This is a genomic window from Methylocella sp. (assembly GCA_037200525.1).
GTDB lineage: Bacteria > Pseudomonadota > Alphaproteobacteria > Rhizobiales > Beijerinckiaceae > Methylocapsa.
The window spans coordinates 1,250,336-1,275,253 of sequence record JBBCGG010000001.1 but is presented as its reverse complement, the minus strand read 5'-3'; the positions used below and the strand labels follow the sequence as shown (position 1 = coordinate 1,275,253).

General features: G+C 60.3%; 27 protein-coding genes and 2 pseudogenes. 14 read left to right on the top strand and 15 right to left on the bottom strand.

What is annotated here, in order from left to right; genetic code table 11:
• Positions 1-65: 65 nt before the first annotated feature.
• A complete protein-coding gene (locus WDN46_06045) occupies positions 66-689 on the bottom strand; it encodes an IS5 family transposase (protein MEJ0092985.1) in 624 nt (207 codons plus the stop codon).
• Positions 656-793 (bottom strand): annotated as a pseudogene (locus WDN46_06040) (transposase). Before WDN46_06040 ends, WDN46_06045 begins: the two are co-directional and overlap by 34 nt.
• A gap of 162 nt (positions 794-955) precedes the next feature.
• On the opposite strand from WDN46_06040, the gene WDN46_06035 reads away from it, so the two are divergent.
• From WDN46_06035 to WDN46_06005, 7 genes are all read left to right on the top strand, one after another.
• Positions 956-1,846 carry a hypothetical protein gene (locus tag WDN46_06035; protein ID MEJ0092984.1) on the top strand — a complete coding sequence of 297 codons (891 nt, stop codon included), beginning with the start codon at positions 956-958 and terminating at the stop codon, positions 1,844-1,846.
• 166 nt (positions 1,847-2,012) lie between these two features.
• Positions 2,013-2,357, top strand: a complete 345-nt coding sequence (locus WDN46_06030) for a DUF5335 domain-containing protein (protein ID MEJ0092983.1) — start codon at positions 2,013-2,015, stop codon at positions 2,355-2,357.
• A 209-nt stretch (positions 2,358-2,566) separates the two neighbouring features.
• The gene (locus WDN46_06025) at positions 2,567-3,667 is read left to right on the top strand and encodes an NADH:flavin oxidoreductase/NADH oxidase (GenBank protein MEJ0092982.1); all 1,101 of its coding nucleotides are present in this window, start codon (positions 2,567-2,569) and stop codon (positions 3,665-3,667) included.
• 236 nt (positions 3,668-3,903) lie between these two features.
• Positions 3,904-4,539, top strand: coding sequence for a TetR/AcrR family transcriptional regulator (locus WDN46_06020; protein ID MEJ0092981.1), 636 nt, complete (start codon positions 3,904-3,906; stop codon positions 4,537-4,539).
• A gap of 237 nt (positions 4,540-4,776) precedes the next feature.
• Positions 4,777-5,517, top strand: a complete 741-nt coding sequence (locus tag WDN46_06015; GenBank protein MEJ0092980.1) for an SDR family NAD(P)-dependent oxidoreductase — start codon at positions 4,777-4,779, stop codon at positions 5,515-5,517.
• Between the two features lie 185 nt (positions 5,518-5,702).
• Positions 5,703-6,551, top strand: a complete 849-nt coding sequence (locus WDN46_06010) for an aminotransferase class IV (GenBank protein ID MEJ0092979.1) — start codon at positions 5,703-5,705, stop codon at positions 6,549-6,551.
• A complete protein-coding gene (locus tag WDN46_06005; protein ID MEJ0092978.1) occupies positions 6,548-7,357 on the top strand; it encodes a ComF family protein in 810 nt (269 codons plus the stop codon). Before WDN46_06010 ends, WDN46_06005 begins: the two co-directional genes overlap by 4 nt.
• Positions 7,358-7,413: 56 nt before the next feature.
• On the opposite strand, the gene WDN46_06000 is transcribed toward WDN46_06005, so the two are convergent.
• Positions 7,414-8,076: a 3-oxoacid CoA-transferase subunit B gene (locus WDN46_06000; GenBank protein ID MEJ0092977.1), complete on the bottom strand. Its 663-nt coding sequence runs from the start codon at positions 8,074-8,076 to the stop codon at positions 7,414-7,416.
• 113 nt (positions 8,077-8,189) lie between these two features.
• On the bottom strand, positions 8,190-8,897 hold the full coding sequence (locus WDN46_05995) for a CoA transferase subunit A (GenBank protein MEJ0092976.1): 708 nt from the start codon (positions 8,895-8,897) through the stop codon (positions 8,190-8,192).
• A gap of 173 nt (positions 8,898-9,070) precedes the next feature.
• Here WDN46_05995 and WDN46_05990 point away from each other — a divergent pair, with 173 nt between their 5' ends.
• The gene (locus WDN46_05990) at positions 9,071-10,000 is read left to right on the top strand and encodes a methyltransferase domain-containing protein (protein MEJ0092975.1); all 930 of its coding nucleotides are present in this window, start codon (positions 9,071-9,073) and stop codon (positions 9,998-10,000) included.
• On the opposite strand, the gene WDN46_05985 is transcribed toward WDN46_05990, so the two are convergent.
• Positions 9,978-10,757 (bottom strand): SIMPL domain-containing protein, encoded by a 780-nt coding sequence (locus WDN46_05985; GenBank protein MEJ0092974.1) that lies wholly within the window; start codon positions 10,755-10,757, stop codon positions 9,978-9,980. The two genes, WDN46_05990 and WDN46_05985, sit on opposite strands and share 23 nt — an antisense overlap.
• Positions 10,758-10,867: 110 nt before the next feature.
• Here WDN46_05985 and rlmN point away from each other — a divergent pair, with 110 nt between their 5' ends.
• Positions 10,868-12,064 carry a 23S rRNA (adenine(2503)-C(2))-methyltransferase RlmN gene (rlmN, locus tag WDN46_05980; GenBank protein ID MEJ0092973.1) on the top strand — a complete coding sequence of 399 codons (1,197 nt, stop codon included), beginning with the start codon at positions 10,868-10,870 and terminating at the stop codon, positions 12,062-12,064.
• Here the strand turns inward: rlmN and WDN46_05975 are convergent.
• A complete protein-coding gene (locus WDN46_05975; protein MEJ0092972.1) occupies positions 12,048-12,542 on the bottom strand; it encodes a disulfide bond formation protein B in 495 nt (164 codons plus the stop codon). The two genes, rlmN and WDN46_05975, sit on opposite strands and share 17 nt — an antisense overlap.
• 7 nt (positions 12,543-12,549) lie before the next feature.
• Positions 12,550-13,131 carry a YqaA family protein gene (locus tag WDN46_05970; protein MEJ0092971.1) on the bottom strand — a complete coding sequence of 194 codons (582 nt, stop codon included), beginning with the start codon at positions 13,129-13,131 and terminating at the stop codon, positions 12,550-12,552.
• Positions 13,132-13,292: 161 nt separating this feature from the next.
• Between WDN46_05970 and WDN46_05965 the strand changes: the two genes are divergently transcribed.
• Positions 13,293-14,006, top strand: coding sequence for a hypothetical protein (locus tag WDN46_05965; protein MEJ0092970.1), 714 nt, complete (start codon positions 13,293-13,295; stop codon positions 14,004-14,006).
• 20 nt (positions 14,007-14,026) lie between these two features.
• On the opposite strand, the gene WDN46_05960 is transcribed toward WDN46_05965, so the two are convergent.
• Positions 14,027-14,497: a tautomerase family protein gene (locus WDN46_05960; GenBank protein MEJ0092969.1), complete on the bottom strand. Its 471-nt coding sequence runs from the start codon at positions 14,495-14,497 to the stop codon at positions 14,027-14,029.
• Between the two features lie 53 nt (positions 14,498-14,550).
• Between WDN46_05960 and WDN46_05955 the strand changes: the two genes are divergently transcribed.
• A complete protein-coding gene (locus WDN46_05955) occupies positions 14,551-15,495 on the top strand; it encodes a LysR substrate-binding domain-containing protein (GenBank protein MEJ0092968.1) in 945 nt (314 codons plus the stop codon).
• Here the strand turns inward: WDN46_05955 and WDN46_05950 are convergent.
• Complete coding sequence (locus WDN46_05950) at positions 15,474-15,875, bottom strand: DUF2237 domain-containing protein (GenBank protein ID MEJ0092967.1); 402 nt, start codon at positions 15,873-15,875, stop codon at positions 15,474-15,476. The two genes, WDN46_05955 and WDN46_05950, sit on opposite strands and share 22 nt — an antisense overlap.
• Positions 15,876-15,968: 93 nt before the next feature.
• Positions 15,969-17,171, bottom strand: coding sequence for a pyridoxal phosphate-dependent aminotransferase (locus WDN46_05945; GenBank protein ID MEJ0092966.1), 1,203 nt, complete (start codon positions 17,169-17,171; stop codon positions 15,969-15,971).
• Between WDN46_05945 and WDN46_05940 the strand changes: the two genes are divergently transcribed.
• Both WDN46_05940 and WDN46_05935 read left to right on the top strand, forming a co-directional pair.
• Positions 17,161-17,379: a hypothetical protein gene (locus tag WDN46_05940; GenBank protein MEJ0092965.1), complete on the top strand. Its 219-nt coding sequence runs from the start codon at positions 17,161-17,163 to the stop codon at positions 17,377-17,379. The genes WDN46_05945 and WDN46_05940 overlap by 11 nt on opposite strands.
• A gap of 104 nt (positions 17,380-17,483) precedes the next feature.
• Positions 17,484-17,723, top strand: coding sequence for a hypothetical protein (locus WDN46_05935; protein ID MEJ0092964.1), 240 nt, complete (start codon positions 17,484-17,486; stop codon positions 17,721-17,723).
• A gap of 128 nt (positions 17,724-17,851) precedes the next feature.
• On the opposite strand, the gene dapB is transcribed toward WDN46_05935, so the two are convergent.
• From dapB to dnaK, 5 genes are all read right to left on the bottom strand, one after another.
• Positions 17,852-18,664 carry a 4-hydroxy-tetrahydrodipicolinate reductase gene (gene dapB, locus WDN46_05930; GenBank protein MEJ0092963.1) on the bottom strand — a complete coding sequence of 271 codons (813 nt, stop codon included), beginning with the start codon at positions 18,662-18,664 and terminating at the stop codon, positions 17,852-17,854.
• A gap of 76 nt (positions 18,665-18,740) precedes the next feature.
• A complete protein-coding gene (gene pyrF, locus WDN46_05925; GenBank protein ID MEJ0092962.1) occupies positions 18,741-19,472 on the bottom strand; it encodes an orotidine-5'-phosphate decarboxylase in 732 nt (243 codons plus the stop codon).
• Positions 19,469-20,266 carry an rRNA adenine N-6-methyltransferase family protein gene (locus WDN46_05920; protein ID MEJ0092961.1) on the bottom strand — a complete coding sequence of 266 codons (798 nt, stop codon included), beginning with the start codon at positions 20,264-20,266 and terminating at the stop codon, positions 19,469-19,471. Before WDN46_05920 ends, pyrF begins: the two co-directional genes overlap by 4 nt.
• Before the next feature lie 260 nt (positions 20,267-20,526).
• Complete coding sequence (gene dnaJ, locus WDN46_05915) at positions 20,527-21,639, bottom strand: molecular chaperone DnaJ (protein ID MEJ0092960.1); 1,113 nt, start codon at positions 21,637-21,639, stop codon at positions 20,527-20,529.
• Between the two features lie 311 nt (positions 21,640-21,950).
• The gene (dnaK, locus tag WDN46_05910; GenBank protein MEJ0092959.1) at positions 21,951-23,858 is read right to left on the bottom strand and encodes a molecular chaperone DnaK; all 1,908 of its coding nucleotides are present in this window, start codon (positions 23,856-23,858) and stop codon (positions 21,951-21,953) included.
• Between the two features lie 287 nt (positions 23,859-24,145).
• Here dnaK and WDN46_05905 point away from each other — a divergent pair.
• A pseudogene (locus tag WDN46_05905) lies at positions 24,146-24,912 on the top strand (IS5 family transposase).
• Positions 24,913-24,918 lie beyond the last annotated feature (6 nt).

Genomic DNA, 24,918 nt, shown 5'->3' with positions numbered 1-24,918 from the left:
CAAGCCTCAGCTATACAGCTCGCGTCAACTCTACGACAACTGCAATACAAGACTAGGCTCAGGACTCATTGATTGAGATAGAAGAGGACGGCGGCTGCGATGCAGATGGCGGAGAAGAAGGTGTGGGCGCATCGATCATAGCGGGTTGCGATGCGCCGCCAGTCCTTGAGCTTGGCGAACATGTTCTCGATTTTGTGACGCTGGCGGTAGAGCGTCTTGTCATAGGCAATGGGAAGCTTGCGGCTTCTGGTTGGCGGGATGCAGGGCTCGACGCCCCTGGCCTTCAGCGCGGCGCGGAACCAGTTGCTGTCGTAGCCCCTGTCGGCGATCAACATTGAAGCGGGCGGTAAAGCCTTGAGCATCAGCCGCGCGCCCTTGTGGTCGCTCATCTGGCCCTCCGAGAGCAACATGACGAGGGGCTTGCCGGCGCCGTCGCAAACGACGTGGAGCTTCGAGTTCAGTCCGCCTTTCGTGCGCCCGATACGGCGGGGAAGAGCCCCTTTTTGAGCAGGCTCGCCGCTGTGCGATGCGCCTTCAGATGCGTGGCGTCGATCATGATGCGCTCGGGCTTTGGACCTTCGCCAGCGAGCGCGGCGAATATGCGGTCGAAGACGCCGAGCCGGCTCCAGCGGATGAAGCGATTGTAAAGCGTCTTGTGCGGCCCGTAATCCTTGGGCGCATCTTTCCATTGCAGGCCGTTGCGGATCACATAGACGATTCCGCTGACCACCCGACGGTCGTCAACCCGCGGAACGCCATGCGACAGAGGAAAATGCGGCGCAAGCCGCGCCATCTGCCGCTCGCCCAACAAAAACAAATCACTCATCCCAGCCTCCCCATGCGGAGACCAGGAATCACATCTCAGGCAAATTTAATAGGTCCTGAGCCTAGTATTTGCGCGGACTGCGACGGCAATTGGGGCCTATGGAGATGTGACGGCGCGCGGGGCGCATTCATGGCTAAAAGATCTCTTGGCGCGCCGCCATGGGCGCAGTGGGTGCTGAAGCGGTGGCCACCCTCCTATTTCATTCAGCGCAGCCTTTACTTGCGCCTGAAGGCTAGGTTGGATGCGCGCAACAGGAAAAAGATGACCGAGCGCTATTTGGCCTACGGCGAAGACGCCCAGAGCGCATTTCTTCGCCTCGCGCGATTATTTGAGCCAATGCGGGTCAAAGGATTAAATAAAATTCGGGTGGGGAGCTCCAATGATGGCGGCTACGTCATGCTTGATGATTTCAGGGATGTCGGCGGCGCCATCTCAATGGGCGTCGAAACAAATATCGATTGGGATCTTGCCATTGCCGCGCGCGGCCTCATCGTGCGTCAATTTGATCACACCGTGGACCATGCGCTCTCCGCCGATCCGCTTATCCAGTTCGCCCCTCTCAAGGTGTCCGCAATTGATGAACCCGGTTCAATAACGATGGACCAGGCGATCGAGGATCTGGGAATGCAGCCAAACGAGGCTGCAATATGCAAGATCGATATTGAGGGCGATGAATGGCCGGTCTTCGAGGCTGCGGAAATAGAGCGACTTGCGCGCTGTTCTCAGATAATTTGTGAGCTGCACAATTTTTCCGCCGCCGCTGATCCTGTTTGGCTCGAGCGCGCCTTAAAAGTGATGACGAAATTGAGGTCTCGTTTTGACGTGTTTCATGTGCACGCCAACAATTGGGACGACTTTACGACTTTCGCCAATGTGCCGTTCCCAGAAACCTTGGAGGTATCGCTTGGTAATCGCGCGCGATATCAGTTTGAAGAGACGGACGAGCGCTTTCCAATTGAAATAGATCGACCGAACAGGCCCAATTTCGCCGACCTGCATTTAGGCGCTTTCAGGTTCTAGGCGATTTGCCTCGGCTCTCGATGGGCCCGCCGCCGGCCTCGTGAAACGCCCGGCTTTTGTCTCGACGCGATTTGTTGCAGTATGCAGCCGCAGACCGGAGGGTTCGCGCTCGACCATCCTGTCGGGAACGCCGCTTCAGCGACCAGCTATCCAGGCCACGGAGATTATGATGACCGTCAGAAAGCTTGAAAAGACCGATTGGCGTCCGTATTTCGACCATTTGTCAAAGACGCTGAAAGGAGCGGAGGCGGAAATTGAAGTCGCCTCGCTCAAACTCGGCGATCAGGTGGAGAGCACATGGCTGCCGCTGTTTGGCTTGGTCTACGATCCGAAGGACGATTTGGTCGAGGTTGCTCTGGATGGACTCGACCATATGATCCTCAAGCCGCGCGATATCTATGTCGACGATGGAGCTGGGTCGCTGGCGAGCGTCGAAGTTATCGATGGCGAGGGCAACCGGCAGATCATCACTTTGAGACAGCCGTTGGCTGTGCCGTCCGCTCGATCATGAACCATCGCATGGTCTTCAAATCATCGCGAGCTAGAAGATAAACGCTTGTCGAGACATGCGCGGGGCGCGCATGTCGATTGACGTGGCGGCGGCGCGTGAGCGGTCATCTTTCGACTGACGCTCACGCCTTGAAACCGCCTTTCGCGCCGTGCGAACGTCCTCGCGGAAAATCCCGCATCATATCATCCACTATCTCAAGGAAATCGACCTTGCCGCATCTATTCAGCGAACTGCGATTGCGCGATATCGTCCTTTCGAACCGCATCGGCGTTTCGCCGATGTGCCAATATTCCTGCGTCGACGGTCTTGCGACCGATTGGCATTTCGTACACCTTGCGACCCGCGCTGTGGGCGGAGCGGCGCTCGTTTTCACCGAGGCGGCGGCCATCACGCCTGAAGGACGGATTTCGCCGCACGATCTCGGGGCGTGGAGCGAGGCGCATTTCGAGCCGCTGGAGCGCATTGCGCGCTTCGTCAGCGGGCAAGGCTCGGTCCCAGGCATCCAGCTGGCGCACGCTGGCCGAAAGGGCAGCACATATCGGCCGTGGTCCGGCCATGGCGCCGTCGCTGAAGCGGATGGCGGCTGGCGCCCCGTGGGGCCAAGCGCGCTGTCTTTCAGCGATAGCTACGCAACGCCTCGCGAACTCGCCGGCGACGAGATCGCGACATTGCAGAAAGCGTTTGCGACAGCGACCGAACGCGCCTTCGCCGCCGGTTTCCGGGTCATCGAGATCCACGCGGCTCACGGTTATCTTCTGCATGAGTTCCTGTCGCCCCTGAGCAATAATCGCACGGACGCTTACGGCGGTTCGTTCGAAAACCGGACGCGATTCCTGCGCGAGATCGTCGCCGCCGTGCGCAAGGTTTTGCCGGAGCGCTGCCCGGTGTTCGTGCGAATCTCGGCGACCGACTGGGTGAAAGGCGGATGGGACGTCGATCAATCGGTGGAGCTTGCGCGCCACCTGAAGACGCTCGGCGTCGATCTGATCGACTGCTCGTCGGGCGGCAATGTGGAGCGAGCGGAGATCCCCGTCGGCTCAGGCTATCAGACGCCGTTCGCAGAGCGCATCCGACGCGAGGCGGAGATCGCCACCGCGGCCGTCGGCATGATCACCTCTGCAGCGCAGGCCGACCACATCATTCGCACCGGTCAGGCCGATTTCGCGCTGCTCGCGCGCGAGCTGTTGCGCGAACCCTATTGGCCGTTGCGCGCCGCTCTCGAACTTGGACATAAGATGCCCTGGCCGGCGCAATATCTGCGGGCGGCCCCCCATGGCGCGCCCGAACGAGCGCCACATGAGATAGATTGACGCCACGACGACTTAGCGAAGGACGCCACGCCGAGGCTAGGCCTTGGCAGAACGAGCCCCAATCCCGCTTGGGGGGCGATGACGCTAACGTTCGTCCGTCGCACCCTTGAGCTTTGGCTTGCGGCTCGTTCAGCCGCTTTCAGTCTATTGTTGATGCCCCAAACATTTGATATTATTGTTGACATTCTATAAATTTTTTGCGGCTCTTGTGGATCAAGCCGCGTCAGGAGCCTGCTATGTCGAGATATGAAAAAGGCCACAAGGAAGAGACGCGCCGGCGCGTCGTGGAAATTGCGGCTGGGCGCTTCAGAAGCAATGGAATCGACAGCGTCGGCGTCGCCTCTCTCATGGCCGACGCGGGGCTGACGCACGGCGGCTTTTACGCGCACTTTCCGTCGAAAGAGGCCTTGATCAAGGAAGCCTTGGCATTCGCTCTCGACTCGGCGGGGCGCCAAGACTCCGATGAGGAATCGGCGTCCCCGTTTGATCTCCGATCCTTCATCGAAGCCTACCTCTCCCCCGAACAACGGGATAGACCGGCGGATGGATGCACGCTGGCCGCGTTAGCCCCCGAAATCGTCCGGCGTCCAAAATCGACGCGCGCCGCCTTAAGCAAGGAAACGCAGCGCTTCATTGCGCGCATCGCATCTGGATTGCCTGCAAGCGCATCGCCTGAGTCGAATATTGCGATTGCTTATGGCGTCTTCGCGCAGATGCTAGGATGTCTCCAGCTTTCCCGCATCGTGACGGACAAAAAGATATCGAATTCCCTGCTAAGCATAGGCCGGACGAACGCCTTGCTGATCGCAGGTTTGGCTTCGGCGAAGGGCGTCGGGTCCAAAGAAAGCGCCGGGAAAGCCGGAAAGCATTAAGGGCGTTCAACGCGACGCCGACGGCTTTGCAGAATCTCTAAAGCTGACCCAAAATCAAGAAGCGGTCGGAGCGCGCGACGCTCTGGCATCCTTGAATGTTGGCGCAGCTCATTTTATATGGTGATTGTAATTTAATGATTTGGACGTTTGCCAAGGCATAATTTATGGCGCGGTTCGCGGGATCAGCGATCGGTTCGGCGTTGGCGCAAAGGAAGCGATAAAAGGAGAGCAACGGCTATGAAAATCAACGGTTCTGTTGCATTGGTGAGCGGCGCAAATCGCGTCATCGGCTACGCTTTCGTCAAGGAACTCCTCGCGCGCGGCGCCTCCAAAATTTATGTAACCGCGCGCGATCCGTCTTCTTTATCCGAGCTGTTGAAAGGCGGCGATGCGCGCCTCGTCGCTTTGAAACTCGACGTGACCAATCCGGCGCAGATCGCGGAGGCCGCCAAGGCCGCATCCGACGTAACGCTTCTGATCAACAACGCCGGGATCGCCGGGTATCATGGTGCGATTTCCGCGCCGGACCTCGCCCTCGCGCGCCAGGAGATGGAGGTCAACTATTTTGCCCCGTTGGCGATGATCCGCGCGTTTGCGCCTGCGCTAGCGGCGTCGGGCGGGGGCGCGATCGTTAATGTGCTGTCCTTCCTATCGCTTGTCACTGTACCGAGCGCAGGCACCTATTCCGCCTCAAAGGCGGCTTCTCTCGCCATGACGCTGAGCGCACGCGCCGAACTCGCAGCTCAAGGCACGCTGGTAGTTGCGTCAATGCCCGCGCAGACCGAGACCGAGTTGGGGCGCAACTTGATGCCCGAACCTCGCTTGACGCCGCAAGAAGTTGCGGCTGGCTCCCTCGACGCCGTCGAGGCTGGATTGGACGAGGTCTTCCCAGGCGAGTTGACGCGCAATCTCGTCAGCGCTTTCGAGAAAAACCGGAAGGGCTTTCAGGCCCATTTGTCGACGCTCTTGCCCGCATGATCTTTTCCGTGCGCGCGCCCTTGTCTTAACCCCTAAAAAAAGCAGGCTTGACGGGCGGCTTCATTCAAAACATTGCCTTCGCAGCATGGGGCGAATACATTCGTTCGTCCGCGCCGGGACGAAGCTGGCATATGCAGCGACGCCCGGCGCGGATTTGACGAGTAGGCGTCGCTGCGCAACGGGGCATGGTTATGATCTGGCTCGACGGCGCGATTTTTTCCGATAGCCACGCCCCCTTCGATCTCAGCGACCGGGGCTTGCTGCTCGGAGATGGCGCATTCGACACAGCGCTCGTTATGAACGGGCGCGTCTTTCGGGGCGATGCGCATCTGGAGCGCCTGTTCGGCGCCTTGTCCGCGCTTGGGATCGCTGCCGATCATGACGCCATTCGTCGGGCCGTCGCCGCGCTGATCCCCGGAGCCGAGCGTCATATTTTGCGCGTGACCGTCACCCGGGGGCCGGGCCTGCGCGGGCTGGCTCCGCAGGGGACGCAACATCCAACCATCCTGGCCAGCCTGACGCCCCTGCCGCCGGGCTTTTTCTTTCCCCGGCTTTCTCTCGATGTCGCCGCGATGCGCCGCAACGAGACATCGCCGACCTCCCGCCTGAAAACGCTTGGCTATCTCGACGCCATCCTCGCCATGCGCGAGGCCGCTGCCAAACATCACACTGAAGTTTTGTTCTTGAACGGCGCCGGGCGCGTCGCCTGCGCAGCCGCCGCCAATGTTTTTGGCGTGTTCGGCGAAGAAATCCGCACTCCGCCGCTAAGCGATGGCGTTCTATCTGGAGTGATCCGGAATTTTGTCCTGACGCGTTGCGGCGAACTGAACCTCACGAGCCGCGAATCCTCTCTCGATCTCACGGAGCTGCGCTCCGCCGACGCGGTTTTCCTGACCAATAGTCTGCGGCTGATTGCGCCGGTCGAACGGATCGGCGATCATGTGATCAAATCAAACGGAGCCAAGACGGTAGAGGCTTTGCAAAGCCTTTTGTGGCGCGCAATCGCCGCCGAAAGCGGGATCGACGCAACATGACTCGCGCGCGGCGAGCGGTGAGTCCCCTGGCGAACCTCGCTAGCCTATTTCAGACGAACCTCGACACGCGGGCGGCGCCGATTTTTCGCAAATTTGCTCGCGCGGCGACTGACCTTGTGTTTCCGCCCGCCTGTCTAAGTTGCCGCCAGGCTACCTACGCCGCCGGCTCGCTCTGCGCCGCCTGCTGGTCGAAGATTCGTTTCATCGAGCGGCCCTTCTGCGAGCGGCTCGGGACGCCGTTTCCGATGGACCTCGGCGATGAAGGATTGCTCTCGCCTGAAGCGGTCGCCAACCCGCCGGTCTATGGCCGCGCCCGCTTCGTGGCGCGCTTTGAGGACGGCCCTGTCCGGCAATTGCTGCACAGGCTGAAATATGGCGACCGCATGGAGCTCGCCAAACCGCTTGGAGCATGGATGGCGCGCGCTGGCGGCGAGCTTCTCGTCGACGCGGATCTCCTCGCGCCTATTCCGCTGCATCGACGCCGCCTTATGCAGCGCCGCTTCAATCAGGCCAATGCTCTTGCGCAGGCGGTTTCGGCGGCCAGCGGCGTTGCGCTCGATCCCTTTATTCTAGCGCGCGTCAAGGCGACGCAATTCCAGGTAGGGCTATCCCGCTCGCAGCGTGCGCTCAATCTGCAAGGCGCGTTCCGCGTGCCCGAGGAGATGGCGGCGCAAGTCGAAGGGCGCGCTATTGTCATCATTGATGACGTCATGACCTCGGGAGCGACGGTCAACGCCGCCGCGCGAGCGCTGCTCCGCGCGAAAGCCACACGAGTCGACGTTCTGGTCTTTGCGCGCGTGGTTTAGAACGCGGCGACAATTGAATCGATCATGCTTCAACGCATGACTCCATCCAAAAAGTTCTAGGCCGCCCTCGTCTCGAGGCTTGGAGAGACTTTGAACGTCGCCTCGGTCTTCGCCTTGATTTCGTCGAGCGTAACGCCATCCGCTAGCTCGACCAGCGTCATGCCTGTTCCGCCCGCCTTATCGATCGTGAAAACCGCAAGGTCGGTGATCACCATGTCAACAACGGCCGAACCGGTAAGCGGCAATGTGCATTGATGCAAGAGCTTCGACTGTCCTTTGGCGGTGTGCTCCATGACGACCACGACTCGCTTGACGCCGGCGACGAGGTCCATCGCACCGCCCATGCCTTTGACCATTTTGCCGGGGATCATCCAATTGGCGAGATCGCCTTTTTCGGTGACTTCCATGGCGCCCAGAATAGCAAGATCGATATGGCCGCCGCGGATCATGGCGAAACTATCGGCGGAGGAAAAATAGCTCGTCGTCGGCAGCGCAGTGACGGTTTGCTTGCCCGCGTTTATGAGATCAGGGTCTTCCTCGCCCTCAAACGGAAACGGCCCCATGCCGAGCATGCCGTTTTCACTCTGCAACTGCACATTCATCCCGGCGGGAATGAAATTGGCGACGAGCGTTGGAATGCCGATGCCAAGATTTACATAGAATCCGTCGCGCAACTCCTTGGCCGCCTGCGCCGCCATCTGATCCCTGGTCCAGGCCATATCTTTTCTCCCTAGCGCCTGATCGCCTCAAATCGAAATGAGTCGGGCTTTCAATTTCTCAGTTTCGGTCTCTTCGCCTCGATGCAAGGCCGCAACCTTTCTGAGATCATGCTCTAAGCGGCGACGCGCGGCCGCGTGGTGCGTTTCTCGATCAGCTTGGCGACATCTGGCGCATGGACAATGCGATGCACGAAAATGCCGGGCGTATGAATCGCGTCGGCGTCGATCTCGCCAGCCGGCACGAGATGCTCAACCTGCGCCACCGTCAACCTGCCGGCGGTCGCCATCATCGGATTGAAATTTCGCGCGGTCTTGCGGAAGACGAGATTGCCCTCGGTGTCGCCCTTCCAGGCGTGAACGAGAGAGATATCGGCGACAAGGCCGCGCTCCATGACATAGGCCGCGCCGTCGAAAGTCCGAGTCTCCTTGCCCTCCGCGATGACGGTTCCAACGCCCGTCTTGGTGAAAAACGCCGGAATGCCAGCTCCGCCAGCCCGTATCCGCTCGGCGAGAGTGCCTTGCGGATTGAACTCAAGTTCGAGTTCGCCCGACAAAAACTGCTGCTCGAAAAGCTTGTTTTCGCCTACATAGGACGAGATCATTTTTTTGATCTGCCGCGTCTCAAGCAAAAGCCCAAGGCCAGCGCCATCGACGCCCGCATTGTTCGAAATCACGGTCAAATTTCTGACGCCAAGATCGCGCAACGCCTCGATCAGATTTTGCGGAATTCCGCAAAGACCGAAGCCGCCGCACATAAGCGTCATGCCGTCCTTCACGACATCCAACAAAGCCGAACGGGAATCCTCGAAAACTTTATCCATGCGCGTGCCTTGTCTCGCTGCGCAAGCTTGGGTTGCGCTTGGCGCGTCCATTCGACGCAGATCGTGAACTAATATAGCGGAAGGCGACAAATGATCCAGCCGCCTTTCGCACTGCAGCGATGGAAAACCGCAATCTTGAGGCGCCGCATTAATTTGCGCAATTTTTGGATAAGATGATGCGGGAAACAACCGGCGGAGACACCCGAGTGACAGCGCCGACCTTGATCTTCGATCGCGCCTTGATCCGACGCCGGTTTTGTCGCGCCCTGATTACCGGCCCGGAAGATTTTCTGTTGCGCGCCGCCATTGCGGATATGTGCGAGCGCCTTGACCTCATCAAGCGCGATTTTTCCAATGTCCTCGATGTCGGAACAGCTTCGCCGGAACTTGCCGCGAGGCTCGCCGCCGAAAAGCGCCTGGTGGTCCGGCTGGCGCCGCTCGCGCGGACGATTGGGGCCCCTCCTCTTCTTCGCGTCGTCGGAGACGAAGAAGCTCTGCCTTTCGCAGCGGAGCGGTTTGACCTCGCAGTGTCGGCCCTGGCGTTACAGCAGGTCAATGATCTGCCGGGCGCTATGATCCAGATTCGGCGGGTGTTGAAGCCCGACGGGCTTTTTCTCGGCTGCCTTCTCGGGGGCCAGAGCCTCAATGAACTGCGGAGCGCTCTCGCCATCGCCGAAACCGAACTTTGCGGCGGGATCAGCCCGCGCATCGCGCCTTTCGCCGATGTTCGCGATATGGGCGGCTTGCTGCAAAGGGCGGGGTTCGCCCTGCCGGTCGCCGACAGCGAGCCGCTGACCGTGCGCTACCCGGATATATTCAAGCTGATGACGGATTTGCGCGCTATGGGGGCCTCGAATGCGCTCGAAGCGCGGCTGCGCAAATTTTCGCCGCGCGGCCTGTTCCGGCGGGCGGCGGAGATTTATGCCCAGCGCTTCAGCGACCCCGACGGGCGTCTCCGCGCGACGTTCGAAATGATCTTCGCGTCAGGCTGGGCGCCGCATGAGAGCCAGCAGAAGCCGCTGCGGCCGGGCTCGGCCAAAATGCGGCTTGAAGATGCCCTTGGCGGAGGCAAGGCGCCTTCTACTGGCTCAGCTCCCAACTAACCTGAACCTCGACGCGAAGGGTGTGGACCCCTGGTTCGATCGGGATTGCGACCGCGGCGTCGCTTTTGGCCGCCCGCGCCATCATCATCGGTCGCGGCGCGGCCCCTTGATATGAACTCGGCGAGCCGATCTCGAGCACGCGCCCCAGTTGCGCGCCAAGGCCATTCGCGTAGGAATTAGCTTTGCGCAACGCGTCCTTCACCGCCTCGCCGCGCAGCGCATCATATTTTGCTTCTTTTTGGTCGTAATCGAATTCCACCCCGCCGAAATTATTGGCTCCCTTTTCGATCCATCGCCGCGCCAAAGCGCCGGCCGCCTCGATTTGCCTCACGCGAACGCTGAGATCATTTTGGGCCTGATAGCCGCGCAACATTCGCTTGGCGACGCGGCCGCTGGCGTCGGCGGTCTCGTCGTAAACGGGCGTGAGGGTGACGCCGAGCGTACGGATGTCCTTTGCGTCGATCCCTTGCGCCTTGATCTCGGCGATGATCGCCGCTGTGGCGCGGGCGTTTTCATTGGCCGCGTCGGTTGCGGTCGGCCGCTCCGTTTCGACGCCAAGCGAGATCGTCGCAATATTGGGGACGACCTCCACGCTCGCCTCGCCCGTGGTTGTGATCGAGGGAACCGTATTTTTCAACGAGATGGCTTCCTGCGCTCGAACGCCTGTTGCGAGCGCCAAAGCAGCGGCAAGCGCGATAACGGGAGCGAGGCGGGGGGACGAGAGAGAGAAGCGCGGCGGATGCAGGCAAAACGACATGCGACGGCCTTGAATAAGAGGATCGCGCTACGCCTTGCCGCTTATGCGAGGCGCCTCGACCGGAGCGAGGAATTGTGGAGAAATTCCGCCCGACATGCTAGAAGCGCCCGATGACCACGTCCAGTCTCATCGATTCCCCAACTCCCCTTGCGAGCGCGCCGGCCCCTGGCCGCTCTCTCGCCGGCGCAACGCGCCTTGAACTCGCCGCGGCGCTCGCCGAAATCGACGTGCCGGAACGCGAAACTCGCATGCGCGTGGCGCAGCTCTGGCATTGGATCTATAATCAAGGCGCGCCCTCCTTCGACGCGATGCTGAACATCAGCAAAGTGCTGCGCGGCAAACTCGCGAGCCAGTTCACGCTGGCTCGGCCGCAAATGGTCTCGGAGCAAGTCTCAACGGACGGCACGCGGAAATGGCTGATCCGGCTTGAGCCGGTCAATGAGCGGGATCGCGGCGCCGAGGTCGAATGCGTCTATATCCCGGATAATGATCGCGGCACGCTTTGCGTCTCGAGTCAGGTCGGCTGCACCTTGACCTGCGCTTTCTGCCATACAGGAACGCAGAAACTTGTGCGCAATCTAACAGCGCAAGAGATTATTGGGCAATTGATCGTCGCCCGCGAGCGACTGGGCGATTTCCCCGGCCTCGCGCCGCCCGAAGACGGGCTGGTTCCGAGCGGAGGCCTGCGCTTCGTCTCCAACATCGTCTTCATGGGCATGGGCGAGCCGCTCTTTAATTTGGACAATGTCCGGGACGCGGTAGCGGTTTTCTCGGATGGCGACGGCCTGTCGTTGTCAAAGCGCCGGATCACCGTTTCGACTGCGGGCGTCGTCCCTCGCATCGCCGATCTAGGCAGCCAGACAGGAGCGGCGCTCGCCATCTCGCTGCACGCCGTGCGCGATGATCTGCGCAATGTCCTCGTCCCGCTCAACAAGAAATATCCGATCAGCGAACTGCTGCAGGCCTGCCGGACCTATCCCGGCTCGTCCAATGCGCGGAGGATCACGTTTGAGTATGTGATGCTGAAGGGCGTTAATGATTCTCCCGCCGAGGCGCGCGAACTGGTCCGGCTGTTGAAAGGCATTCCCGCCAAAATCAACCTCATTCCGTTCAATCCCTGGCCGGGAACGGCATATGAATGTTCTGACGACGCGACGATTGAAAGATTTTCCGACATCGTCTTCAACGCCGGCTATGCGAGTCCCGTGCGCACTCCGCGTGGACGCGATATTTTGGCCGCCTGCGGCCAACTGAAAAGCGAAACCGAAAAGCTGCGGGCGCGCGCGCTGCTCACCGCCGAACAATGACGGCCAGCGCCTTGACCGCCAGCGCCGCGAGGAATGCCGAAATCACCGCATTCCAGCCAGCCAGCGAAAGCCCGAAAATGCGGATCGCCACGGCGTCGCAACGGACCACCTTGACGGTTTTCAATTGCGTCAGGAAATCGCCCATCGAGGCGGCGTGATCGAGCGGCCCGGTGCAGTCCGACGGCCCTTGCCAGAAACCCCATTCGACCCCGGAATGATAGACGCCGAAAACAGCGCTCGCCGCGAAGATCAGCGCTAGTCCGGCGAAAGCCGCCGGCAGCAGGCTCGTTTTCCCCTTAGCGGCGAGAAATACGGTGAGAGCTGCGAGCGCTATGCCGGCGTAATAGGGAATGCGCTCTTTAAGGCAGAGTTCGCAAGGGGCATAGCCCAGCGCCTGGAAAATCCACGCGCCGATGATCGATCCCGCCGCGACCAGCAGGATAAATAAGGCGATGCGAAACGGCGTCATGACGGGCATGGTGGGATCAGATCAAATGGGTCGCGATCCAGAATCCCAGGACAACGACGGCGGCGAGAATAAGCAGAAACCAGGCGAAATATTTGTCGAGCAGGGCTTTGATCGGCTCGCCATAATATTTGAGGAGGAGCGCCAGCAAGAAAAAGCGCGCGCCCCGCGTGACGAAACACAAGATAACGAAGAGCGGCAGATTATACGAGAGAAGCCCGCTGGTGATGGTCACGATCTTGAATGGGATTGGCGTTAGGCCCTTCAGCAGAATGACGGCCCAACCCCAATGGGCATAGAGCGCACGCATCTCGTCCACGCGCGCGCCATAGCCGTAGAGATTGATCAGCCATTTCCCAACCGTCTCGAACAGAAGCGCGCCAATCGCATAGCCAAGCAACGCCCCGGCGACCGAGCCGAGCGTGCAGATCAGCGCATAGGCCCAGGAGTTCTTCGGCCTTGCGATCGACATCGGAATCAAGATCGCGTCAGGGGGGACCGGAAAAAACGAGCTTTCCGCGAAGGCGATGACGCCCAGCGCCCAAGGCGCATGGGGGCTCTCGGCGAGGGTCAGCGTCCAGCGATAAAGTCTTTGGAACATATTGTGCGCGCTCGCCGGCTGGCGGAAGGGTAGGCTGCCATAGCCCAGCTGACGGTGTAGCGCTATTCTTCCCCGGAAGTCCATAAGATGCGACAACCGGTTGCCGGCCGAGCCCGTGGCGGACGCCGGAACTGCTGTCTGTGCTAAAAGGTTTCTCGGCGATGGCGAAAGACGCGCTTGCGCCATCACGTTTGAAGGAAAAAGATTTGATGCTCGGCCTGAGGGGCGTCGCGATTTCTGACGGAGCGACCGCGACGCGAGCGGATTTAGCGTGGCCCGATACAAGGCTTTCGCGCGCTGCAATCGCAGCTTTGGTTGAAACCCTAAACGCCAGCCTACTTACCTCGCACAGCGCGACGGCGACGCTGGAGCAGTGGTGCGCCGATCACAAATTTGGGTCCGATCCGACGATCCGGGCGAAATTCGTCGGCGGCGCGGACAAGCCCCTTTCCGATGAGCAAAGGCAAAGGCTTCAGATCGGACGAGACGAACCTGTGAAATATCGCCGGGTCGAGCTCGCTTGCGGCCAACGCGTTTTGTCAGAAGCGGATAATTGGTACGTGCCGACCCGGCTAAGCCCGGAGATCAACGCCATTCTTGAGACGACCGATACGCCTTTTGGCCGCGCGGTGCGGGATTTGAAGCCCATTCGCGAAACTTTTGCCGTCGAGATGTTTTGGACGCCGCTGCCGGAGGGCTGGGAGGACATCCAGCCCCCGCACCCGGAACGGCCGGAGGCGGCGCTCGCCATTCCCTGGCGGCTTTTCCAGCACAGCGCTTTGGTCTTCGGCGTCGATCACATGCCTTTCGCGGAAGTCAGCGAAACCTACACGAGCGAGATTCTAGCGTTTGGCGCGCGGTCGACGCGAAAATAACGCAGACCCGCCGGGCCCCGCTACCGTTCAGGCTGCTTTGTTGATGCCCGATGAGCCTGCGTGAGGCCGTCATAACCCCAGGAATCCTCCGGTATCTCGTCGATGACGACGTAGCTTGCGACCGGCAGGGCTGACCCAAGAACATCCTTGAGCAAGCCGTTCGCCTCCGCGATAAAGCGCGCTTTCTCCTCCCACGTATTCGTGCCGGCTGCCACCTTGGCGTCGAGATGGGCCGCGACGGTCAGCGCCTGTTTGCCAATGTTCCAACCCGAAGCGGGCGCCTGCTCGACCAGCACGGAGGTAAGTTCGGATTTCTTCCGCAGAACTCTCGCCATTAGGTCGATTACGCCATGATGGAGACGCGCCGTTTGCTCAAGCGTCAGGTCAGGGCCTGCAATTTTGATGTTGATGAATGGCATTTGGTGTTTCCCTTCGGGAGGCTGGCGACCGTCCGCCTCGTTGACGGGAATGAAATAACGCGGCATCATCATTCGGAAAATCGCAAAGTTCACAACTATCGGTTTTGATAATCTCAATGGTGGCCATGCGCCTCACGAATTTCGATATGAGCGTTCTGCGGACCCTCCAGGCCGGCGTCGAGCTTGGGAGTTTCGCCAAGGCAGCGGCGAAGCTCGGCCGTTCGCCGTCGGCGATCAGCCTGCAATTGCGTAAGTTGGAGGAGCAGGCTGGACAGCCCTTATTTCGCAAGGACGGCCGCGGCTTAACGCTGACCGAAGCCGGCGAAACCATGCTTAGCTATGCGCGCCGGTTGCTCGATCTGAACGACGAAGCCGTGATGGCTCTCCACTCTCCGGCGATCGCGGGCTCAGTTAGGCTCGGGCTGCCACAAGACTTCGCGGAAACGTTGCTGCCAACTTTGCTGGGTCGCTTTACGCGCGTTCATCCTAAAGTCCGGGTGGACGTGTGGGTGGATCGCAACGCCGCGCTACTGGAAGGCATCGCAAATGGTTCGCTGGACCTTGCTCTGGTTTGGGGCGAAGAACTGCTGCCAAACAGCGAGCGTCTTGCAGATCTGTCGATGGCGTGGGTCGCGCCGCCCGAAGGGTTCATCTACGAGCCCGCAGCCGCGCTGCCGCTCGTCTTGTTCGCTCCGCCCTGCATCTTCCGGCAAGCCGCCATGTCTGCTTTAGACGCGGCTGGAATACCCTGGCGCGTCGCATTGACTAGTCCGAGTTTGTCGGGGCTCTGGGCCGCAGTGTCGGCCGGGCTTGGCGTGACCTGCCGCACGACGGAAGGCATGCCCCCCACGCTGGGGCCGCTCGACGCGAGGAACTCCGGATTGCCGATTCTTCCTCGGATTGGGATCTCGCTTTGCATGGCGGATGCCCGGCCCGCGCCAGCGGCGGCGAGGCTCGCGGCCATTTTGCGCGACGCAGTCGCCTTCAGCCTCGGCGGGACCATTCGGAGCGCGGAGTCAGCGCTTGACGCGAACTCCAATACCTCGCCTCACGACAGATCCATCGCATAGCGCTTGAGGTCAGCGAGCGCGCAGAACCTCAAGGCGCCTTCGTGGGTCGCTTGCAGCACGACGCCGGGCATCTTGCCGACCTCGAAAGCCTCCTGCCAGCGCGGAGCGCAAAGGCACCAGCGATCGCCGGCTTTGACGCCGGGGAACCCATATTCCGGAAGCGGGGTCGACAAATCATTGCCGCGCGCCTTGGAGAAGGCCAAGAACTCTTCCGTCGCGACAATGCACACAGTGTGGCTGCCGACATCCTCGGCGCCGGTATCGCAACATCCATCGCGGTAAAATCCTGTCAGAGGATCAAAGGAGCAGCTCGCCAAAGGCTGTCCCAACACATTGCGCGAAGGCTTGCGTCCGCCGCCGCCTGTCTCATCCCGGAACATGCAAGCACCAAACGTTTGGAGGTGAACTGAGCCGCGACGAAATCAGACTCGGCCGTATCTGACAATGGTTTTTGGCCCCACTTGCGAGCGCCGTCAGGTGAGACTGGAGCAGAACCGCTGGATCTTGGCGCAGGCGTCTTCCAGCACGGAGGTCGCCGTCGCATAGGAAATGCGGAAGTTCGGGCCAAGACCGAAGGCCGAGCCTTGCACCACGGCGACGCCTTCGCTTTCCAGCAAAGCCGCGACGAAATCCTCATCCGTGCCGATCACCTTGCCCCCTGGGGCCGTCTTGCCGATCGCCTCCGCGCAGGAGGGATACACATAAAATGCGCCTTCGGGCAAAGGGCAACGCAGATATTTCGCCTGATTAAGCATCGAAACCACAAGGTCGCGGCGCCCTTCGAAAATCTTGCGCCGCTCGGCGATGAAGCCCTGCGGACCATTCAGCGCCTCGACGGAGGCCCATTGCGCGATCGAGCAGGCCCCAGAGGTCTGCTGGCCCTGCAACATCTCCATGGCCTTGATGAGCTCGAGAGGCCCCGCCGCATAGCCGATGCGCCACCCGGTCATGGCGTAGGACTTCGACACGCCATTCATGGTCAGCGTGCGGTTGATAAGACTTGGCTCGACCTGCGCCGGCGTCGTAAAGGCGAAGTCGCCATAGATCAGATGTTCGTAGATGTCGTCGGTCAGCACCCAGACGTGCTCGTGGAGCAACAGAACATCCGTCAGCGCCTTCAATTCGTTCCGCGTATAGGCCGCGCCCGATGGATTTGATGGCGAGTTCAGAAGAAGCCATTTGGTTTTCGGCGTGATCGCCTTTTCGAGTTCCTCAGGGTGCAGCTTAAAGCCATGCTCGATCTTCGTCTCGACGGCGACGGGACGGCCGCCCGCGATCAACACCATGTCGGGATAGCTGACCCAATAGGGGGCCGGAATGATCACTTCGTCGCCGGGGTTGATCGTGGCGAGGAAAGCGTTGAACAAAATATGTTTGCCGCCCGTGCCGACGATCGTTTGCGACGCTTTATAGTCGAGACCGTTTTCGCGCTTGAATTTGGATGCGATGGCCTCTCGCAGAGGCTGGATGCCGGCGACAGGCGTATATTTGGTTTCTCCGCGCTCGATCGCGGCGATCGCAGCCCGCTTGATATTGTCCGGCGTGTCGAAATCGGGCTCGCCCACCGAGAGCGAAATAATATCGCGCCCCGCGGCTCGAAGATCGCGCGCCTTTTGCGTCACGGCGATCGTGGCGGAAGGTTTTACGCGCAGAAGCGCCTCGGCGATGAACGACATGACAGAAAGCTCCGGTGAGACCGCTGGCGCGGTTGTGAAGGGCGTGAACTTAAGTTGCTCGAACCCCGCGCGCAACAGCGCCAATCCGCCCGGCGCCGTTGGCCGCGCCCAACAAAACATTAACCTTGAAACCTTTTCCACTGCGTCGGTGTTTGCCAATCGCACAGTTTATTTACCGGCTGGACGCCAGAAAAGTCGTGTTGATTGAGTTCGTGCGCCGCCACACAGGCGGAAATCGGGCCATCGGGCATAACAATTAAGACGCATGCGTTCTGGACGTTTGGGAGCGTAGCGCAAGACCGGAGTTGCCGCATGTCGATCGCGGATCACTTTGACCACAGGCACGACGCTGGTTTTGTCCGCAGTTACGACGCGCGGTCAGCGCGACGTCAGTTCCAAGTCTCGCTCATTCTTGTCCTGGTTTTGGCCGCAGCGGCTGCTGCGCTTGGCATTGTGGCGAACCTCGATCAGCCCAATCCGCAGATTCATCCAGCATCCGCAAAGGGCGCGGTCCCTCATTTCGCTGAAACATTGCCCAACGACAGAAGCTAACGTCCTCATATTCTTATCGCGAACTTTTTCTTATCGCGAACTTTCCTTCGCCCCCACCGGAAGGTTCGCGGAGGGGCCGCGCCTGCCTTAAGAGGGCTCGCGCGGCCTATTTGCGTTTACGAGATAAATCAGTCGCCCATTCCGAGCACGTCGATCATCGAATAAAGGCCGGGCTTGCGGTTGTGGCCCCAGAGCGCGGCTTTTACGGCCCCCCGCGCGAAAATGCTGCGATCTTCCGCGACATGCGCAATTTCAATGCGCTCGCCGGGTCCCGCGAAGATCACTCTATGATCTCCAACCACCGTTCCGCCGCGCAACGTCGCAAACCCGATATCGCCCTCTTTCCGAGCGCCGGTGTAGCCATCGCGCGAACGAACCGAATGTTCCTCCAGCGCGACGGCGCGCCCTTTGGCGGCGGCCTCGCCGAGCAGAAGCGCGGTGCCCGAGGGCGCGTCGACCTTTTGGCGATGATGCATTTCCAAAATTTCGACGTCATATTCGGGGCCGAGCGTGCGGGCGACTTTTTCGACCAGAACAGCAAGCAAATTGACGCCGAGGCTCATATTGCCGGAGCGCACGATGATGGCGTGACGAGCCGCCGCCTGCAGGCTCGCGAGATGCTCCGGCTGCAACCCTGTCGTGCCAATGACGTGGACGATGCGAGCCTGAGCCGCCAGGACAGACAGCGCGACGGTCGACGCCGGCGAGGTAAAATCGATGACGCCGTCAGCGCCGACGATCGTCCGCAAGGCGTCGCCGCTGATTTCGACCCCCATCTGGCCGCAGCCCGCCAAAAGCCCCGCATCCTGGCCAATCGCAATTGAATCCGGCTGCTCGATGGCGCCGGCAAGAGTTGCGCCCGGCGTTTCATGAATGATCCGAACGAGGACGCGGCCCATGCGGCCAGCGGCGCCGGCGACTACGAGGCGCATATCGCTCATGACTGATCTCCAATGATCGTGACTTCCGGCGCCCAGCTATAGCCCCCGAAGACCGCGAGGAGAAGCCGGGCGGCGCTCAAAGAGCGGCGGCAATATCCGCGAGAATCGCTTCCGCCGCTTCGCGCGGATTGTTCGCCTGTGTGATCGGGCGTCCGATGACGAGGTAATCGGCGCCGGCTTTTATCGCGGCGCGGGGCGTCATGGTTCTTTTCTGGTCGGCGGCGGCCGCCTTCTCTGGTCTGATGCCCGGAGTCACGAGGATCATATCCGGTCCAACAGACGCCCGCACGGACGTCAGCTCTTCGGCTGATAGGATCAGCCCATCGACGCCAATATCGCGCGCCTGCGCCGCCCGTCGCGCGACAAGAGCCCCGACGCTCAAAGCATAGCCGGCCTCAGCGAGGTCGCGATCGTCGTAGGAAGTCAGGACGGTCACGCCGAGAAGCTTTAGCGCGGAGCCGGCAGCGCCCTCCTTGGCCGCCGTCATCGTCTGCGGATAGGCATGAATTGTGAGAAATTGGGCTCCAATGCGAGCGACATTGGCGCAGGCTCGGGTTACGGTCGTCGGAATATCATGCAGCTTGAGGTCAAGAAAAACCCGGCCGCCGTCCTCAATCAGCTCTCTGGCGAATGGCAGGCCGCCGCCGTAGGCCAACTCCATTCCAATCTTGTAGAATGACGCGCTGTCGCCGAGCGCGCGCACCATTGCTTCTGCTTCCGGCAGCGTCGCAAAATCGAGCGCGACGATGAGCTTATCTCTTGCGGCGGCTCGCTTTTGATCGGTCAAAGCTGCGGCCGCGCCGATCATAGCGGGGTTGATTTGGAGTTGCGCGATTTCCCAGAGTCCGGCTTCTGTGTTGTCGGCGCCGGCCGGTCTTGCCCCTTCTTCAACGTTAGCCGGGCTTTGGCCCCGTCGATCTCACGTTTCAGGTCGATATGAATTTTCTCGGCGCCCGTTCGAAGCCTCTCAAAGAAATCTTGCGCCGGCTTTGCTCGCCGCGCGGCCAGATCCTCTTCGGTTGCGGGTCGATAAACCCAAACGCGCGCGGGCGGCAGATTGAGCCAAACCGACGGCGAACGCTCGGCTGCAAACGCCGGCGGCAAGGCTTTGTCGCGCGGCATGGGGGAGGCGGGACCATAGGTGAACTGGATGAAACATCCGTCCGGCGCCATGCAATCGAAGGCGTCGGCGAGCAGATCCAGCCGTTGCTTTTCTGGTTTCACCAGCAGCGGCAAACTCGACACCACAGATGTCGCAGGCTCGCTCAGCCGATCGGCGACAAGCGCCTTGAAATTATAAGCATCGCCCCTGATGACATGAACGCCGGGAAAGCGCTGCTGCAAACGTTCGCAGAAATTGGGGTCGAATTCGATCAGAAAGAGCCGGCCTGGGGCGACGCCGCGCGCCAAAAGCCCCTCAGTAATTGCGCCCGTCCCCGGCCCGAGCTCAATCACCGGCCCAGTTTTCAGAGGATCGACATAGCGCGCCATCATTCGCGCCAAAGAGCGGCCCGACGGCGAAACAGCTCCCGCTCTCAGCGGATTGTCGAGCCAAGACCGAAAAAACCGCGCCTCGTCGGCGAGGCGCTCTTCAATGGGCATATCGATCCTTGACGGGTCGCGCTGGTCCGCGCGGGAAGGTCGGTTTTGCAAGAGAGATCACCGCTTCTGAGACAGGTCACAAAAGATGGCGCAAGATAGCGACAATGCGGAAGGCGTCAAGCAACCGCGCGGTTAAAGCCGCGCACGCCCTCCCGACCAGCGCTTGGCGGCGCTGGAAAAGCGCAGATTTTTCGGAGACGAATATGTGTTGGAGGAAAGAGATCTCGAACATGATCACTTCAAGTTGAAGTGATCATGCTTTAGAAAAGATCCTTCATCTTGGCGAAGAATCCCGAAGCTTCCGGATGGGTTTTGTGTGAGGATTCCGCCTCGAATTCCGCCAGAAGCTCGCGTTGCCGTTTAGTAAGATTTTGCGGCGTCTCGACGGTGGCTTGAATGTAAAGATCCCCAACATCGCGCGAACGCAGCACGGGCATGCCTTTGCTCTTCAGCTTGAACTGCTTGCCTGTCTGGGTGCCTTCAGGAATTTTGACCTTGGCCGAGCCGCCGTCGAGCGTGCTGACGCTGACTTCGCCGCCGACGGTCGCCTGCACCATCGAAATCGGAACGCGGCAGAACAGGTCAGCCCCATCCCGCTGAAAGAATGGATGTGGTTTGATCGAAACAAAAATATAGAGATCGCCCGCCGGACCGCCTCGCGATCCGGCCTCCCCTTCCCCGCTGAGCCGGATGCGCGTGCCATCCTCGACGCCCGACGGAATATTGACCGAAAGGTTGCGTTCGCGCGTGACCCGGCCCGATCCGCCGCAGGACGCGCACGGATCGTCGATGATTTCTCCGCGTCCATGGCACTGGGGGCAAGCCCGCTCAATCGCGAAAAAGCCCTGCTGAGCGCGCACGCGACCTTGGCCGCCGCAAGTCGGGCAAACCCTTGGCTTTGCTCCAGACTTCGCCCCAGACCCAGAACATGCTTCGCAGGTGACTGAGGTCGGCAAGGTCAGCGACGCAGTCTTGCCGTGGAATGCTTCCTCGAGCGCGATTTCCATGTTGTAGCGGAGGTCCGAGCCCCGCGCCGGACCGTTGCGGCCGCCCCCGCGCCGATTCATCACATCGCCGAAAAGATCGTCAAAAATATCCGACATTGACGCGGCGAACCCATCGCCGCCGCCAAATCCGCCGCCGCCCTGCTCGAAAGCGGCGTGGCCGTAACGATCATAGCTCGCGCGCTTTTGCGCATCGGAGAGCGTCTGGTAGGCCTCGTTCAATTCCTTAAATTTGACTTCGGCGCCCGCATTGCCAGGGTTGCGATCGGGATGACAATCCATCGCCGCCTTGCGGAAGGCGGATTTCATCTCGGTTTCCGTGCAACTCCTGGAAACGCCCAAAATTTCGTAGAAGTCGCGTTTCGCCATCGTCCGTAGAGTTCCAATCGTTACGGCCGGCGCCGCCTTGCTTTGGTCGCGGCTGGCCAATCGTTCTTGACGTTATGTAGAAGCGGAAAACTACCGCAAAGCATATTCAAGTTTTGGCGGCGGGATCAAATCGAATCCGCCGCCAAAGAAACTATGCTCAAGCAAAATCCGTGCTTGCGCAACATAAAAGGAACAGCAAACCAGTTAGTCCGCAGCGCCCCAACATTCGGCTCGCAACGTCTTCCGACGTCTTCAGCCTCAATGCTCACGCGCCCGGCGGAGACCCAGAGGTCCCCGCCGGCTCATATCAATCAGGCCGATTTTTTCTTGTCGTCCGGTCCGACTTCCTTGAAGTCGGCGTCGATGACGTCGTCCTTGGGAGCCTCCTGCCCGGCTTCCGCGCCCGGCTCCGAGCTTCCAGCCTTATACATGGCCTCGCCCAGCTTCATTGAAGCCTGCACGAGATCATTGGTCTTGGCCTTGATCGCCTCGACGTCTTCGCCTTCCAGAACGCCCTTCAAGGCCGCCACAGCGGTCTCAACCGCGCTCTTGTCGGCGTCGGAGACCTTGCCGGAGAACTCCGTCAGGGATTTCTCGGCCGTATGGACCATCGCCTCGCCCTGGTTGCGGACGTCGACGAGCTCGCGCCGTTTCTTGTCTTCGGCGGCGTGCAGCTCAGCATCCTTGACCATCTTGTCGATGTCGGATTCGTTAAGGCCGCCCGACGCCTGAATCCGGATCTGCTGCTCTTTATTGGTCGCCTTGTCCTTGGCGGTCACATTGACGATGCCGTTGGCGTCAATATCGAACGTGACTTCAATCTGCGGCACGCCGCGCGGAGCGCCCGGAATGCCGACGAGATCGAACTGGCCGAGCAACTTATTGTCGGCCGCCATCTCGCGTTCGCCTTGGAATACGCGAATGGTCACCGCGGTCTGATTGTCTTCGGCGGTCGAGAACACCTGGCTCTTCTTGGTCGGAATGGTCGTATTGCGATCAATCAGACGGGTGAAGACGCCACCGAGCGTTTCAATGCCGAGCGACAGTGGGGTCACATCGAGCAGCAACACATCCTTCACGTCGCCCTGAAGCACGCCGGCCTGCACCGCCGCGCCGATCGCGACGACCTCATCCGGATTGACGCCCTTGTGCGGCTCCTTGCCGAAGAAGTTTTTGACGATCTCTTGCACTTTCGGCATGCGCGTCATGCCGCCGACGAGAACCACTTCGTTGATTTCGCCTGCCGTGAGGCCGGCGTCCTTCAGCGCCTTGCGGCACGGCTCCACTGTCTTCTGAATGAGATCATCGACCAGCGCCTCGAATTTCGCGCGCGTCAGCTTCAGGGTCAGATGCTTCGGTCCCGTAGCGTCGGCGGTGATATAGGGCAGGTTGATTTCGGTCTGGGTCGCCGAGGACAATTCGATCTTGGCTTTTTCGGCGGCTTCCTTGAGCCGCTGCAGAGCGAGCCTGTCCTTTTTCAGGTCGATGCCGTTTTCTTTCTTGAATTCATCTGCCAGATACTCGACGAGACGGGTGTCGAAATCTTCGCCGCCGAGGAAAGTATCGCCATTGGTCGACTTCACCTCAAAGACGCCATCGCCGATCTCCAGGATCGACACGTCAAAAGTGCCGCCGCCGAGATCATAAACGGCGATGATCCCCGCAGCCTTCTTGTCGAGGCCATAAGCGAGCGCGCCCGCAGTCGGCTCATTGATGATGCGCAGGACTTCGAGGCCGGCAATCTTGCCAGCATCCTTGGTCGCCTGACGCTGTGCGTCGTTGAAATAGGCGGGGACCGTAATCACGGCCTGGGACACCGGCTGACCGAGATAGGCCTCGGCGGTCTCCTTCATCTTTTGCAGAATGAAGGCGGAAATCTGCGAAGGGGAATATTGCTTGCCATCGGCCTCGACCCAGGCGTCGCCGTTCGAGGCGCGAATAATTTTGTAGGGAACAAGACCCATATCCTTTTTGGTCATCGGGTCTTCAAAGGTGCGGCCGATCAGCCGCTTAATGGCGAAAAAAGTGCGCTCCGGATTGGTGACGCCCTGGCGCTTGGCCGGCTGCCCAACGAGACGCTCCCCATCATCCGTGAATGCTACTATGGAGGGCGTCGTCCGCGCGCCCTCGGCGTTCTCGATTACTTTCGGCGTCGTCCCCTCCATGACGGCCACGCAAGAATTCGTGGTGCCAAGGTCGATTCCGATAACTTTACCCATGATCAATCTTCCTTTCGATCCGCAAGACCACCGGATCCCGAAGCGATCCGACAAATGGGCGGACGGATTTCCGCCCGGTCCCCGACTATGTTCAAATTGGCATCGCAGCGCGTGAACGCAAGATGGCCGGTATATAAGAGGACGATCCGACGACGCAAGGCGAGCCGTGGCTGCAAAGCGCCCCTATTTAGCGCCTTCCCCTAGGCCGTGGTGACGAATTCGGCGTTTGGGGGATTCTCGCGAGGATCTTTCCATGATTCAAGGCTGATTTTTGGAGATCAGCCTTGATGATTCGGGATGTCGATGCGCTGCGAGACGATCAATGGGAGCGGCTTTGTGATCTTGTGCCAGGCGGAAGAGCCGGCCAGCGCGGGCCGCGCTGCGACAATCGACGCTTCGTCGACGCGCTGTTATGGATGGCCCGCTCGGGCGGCCGCTGGCGCGATCTGCCCGAACGCTTCGGCGACCATCAGGCGGTGAAACGCCGCTACTATCGCTGGATCGAGCGCGGCGCCTTGGACGGATTTCTTGAGGCATTCACCGCCGAGGCCGATCTCGAATGGCTGATGATCGACTCAACAATCGTGCGCGCCCATCAGCACGCGGCCGGCGCAAGGATCGCCAAAGGGGGGCGGATGCCCAAGGCCTGGGCCGCTCTCGCGGTGGTTTGAGCACCAAAATCCACGCCGCGACAGACGCACTCGGCAACCCCGTTCGGCTCCTTCTCGGACCTGGGCAGCGCAACGACATCACAAAAGCGCACGCCCTGATCGAAGGCTTTGCGGCCGATGCGATCATCGCCGATAAAGGTTATGACGCCAATCACTTGCGCAAGGCTGTTCTTATGCGTGAGGCTGAGCCGGTGATCCCATCAAAATCCAATCGCCGCGCGCCGCTCCCCTACGACAAGGCGCTCTACAAGGAGCGCAATCTCGTCGAGCGTTTCTTCAATAAACTGAAGCAGTTCCGGCGCGTCGCAACCCGATACGACAAGCTCCTCGCAAACTACCGAGGCTTCGTATTGCTCGCCGCTATTGCTATCATGCTCAGGTAATTCGTC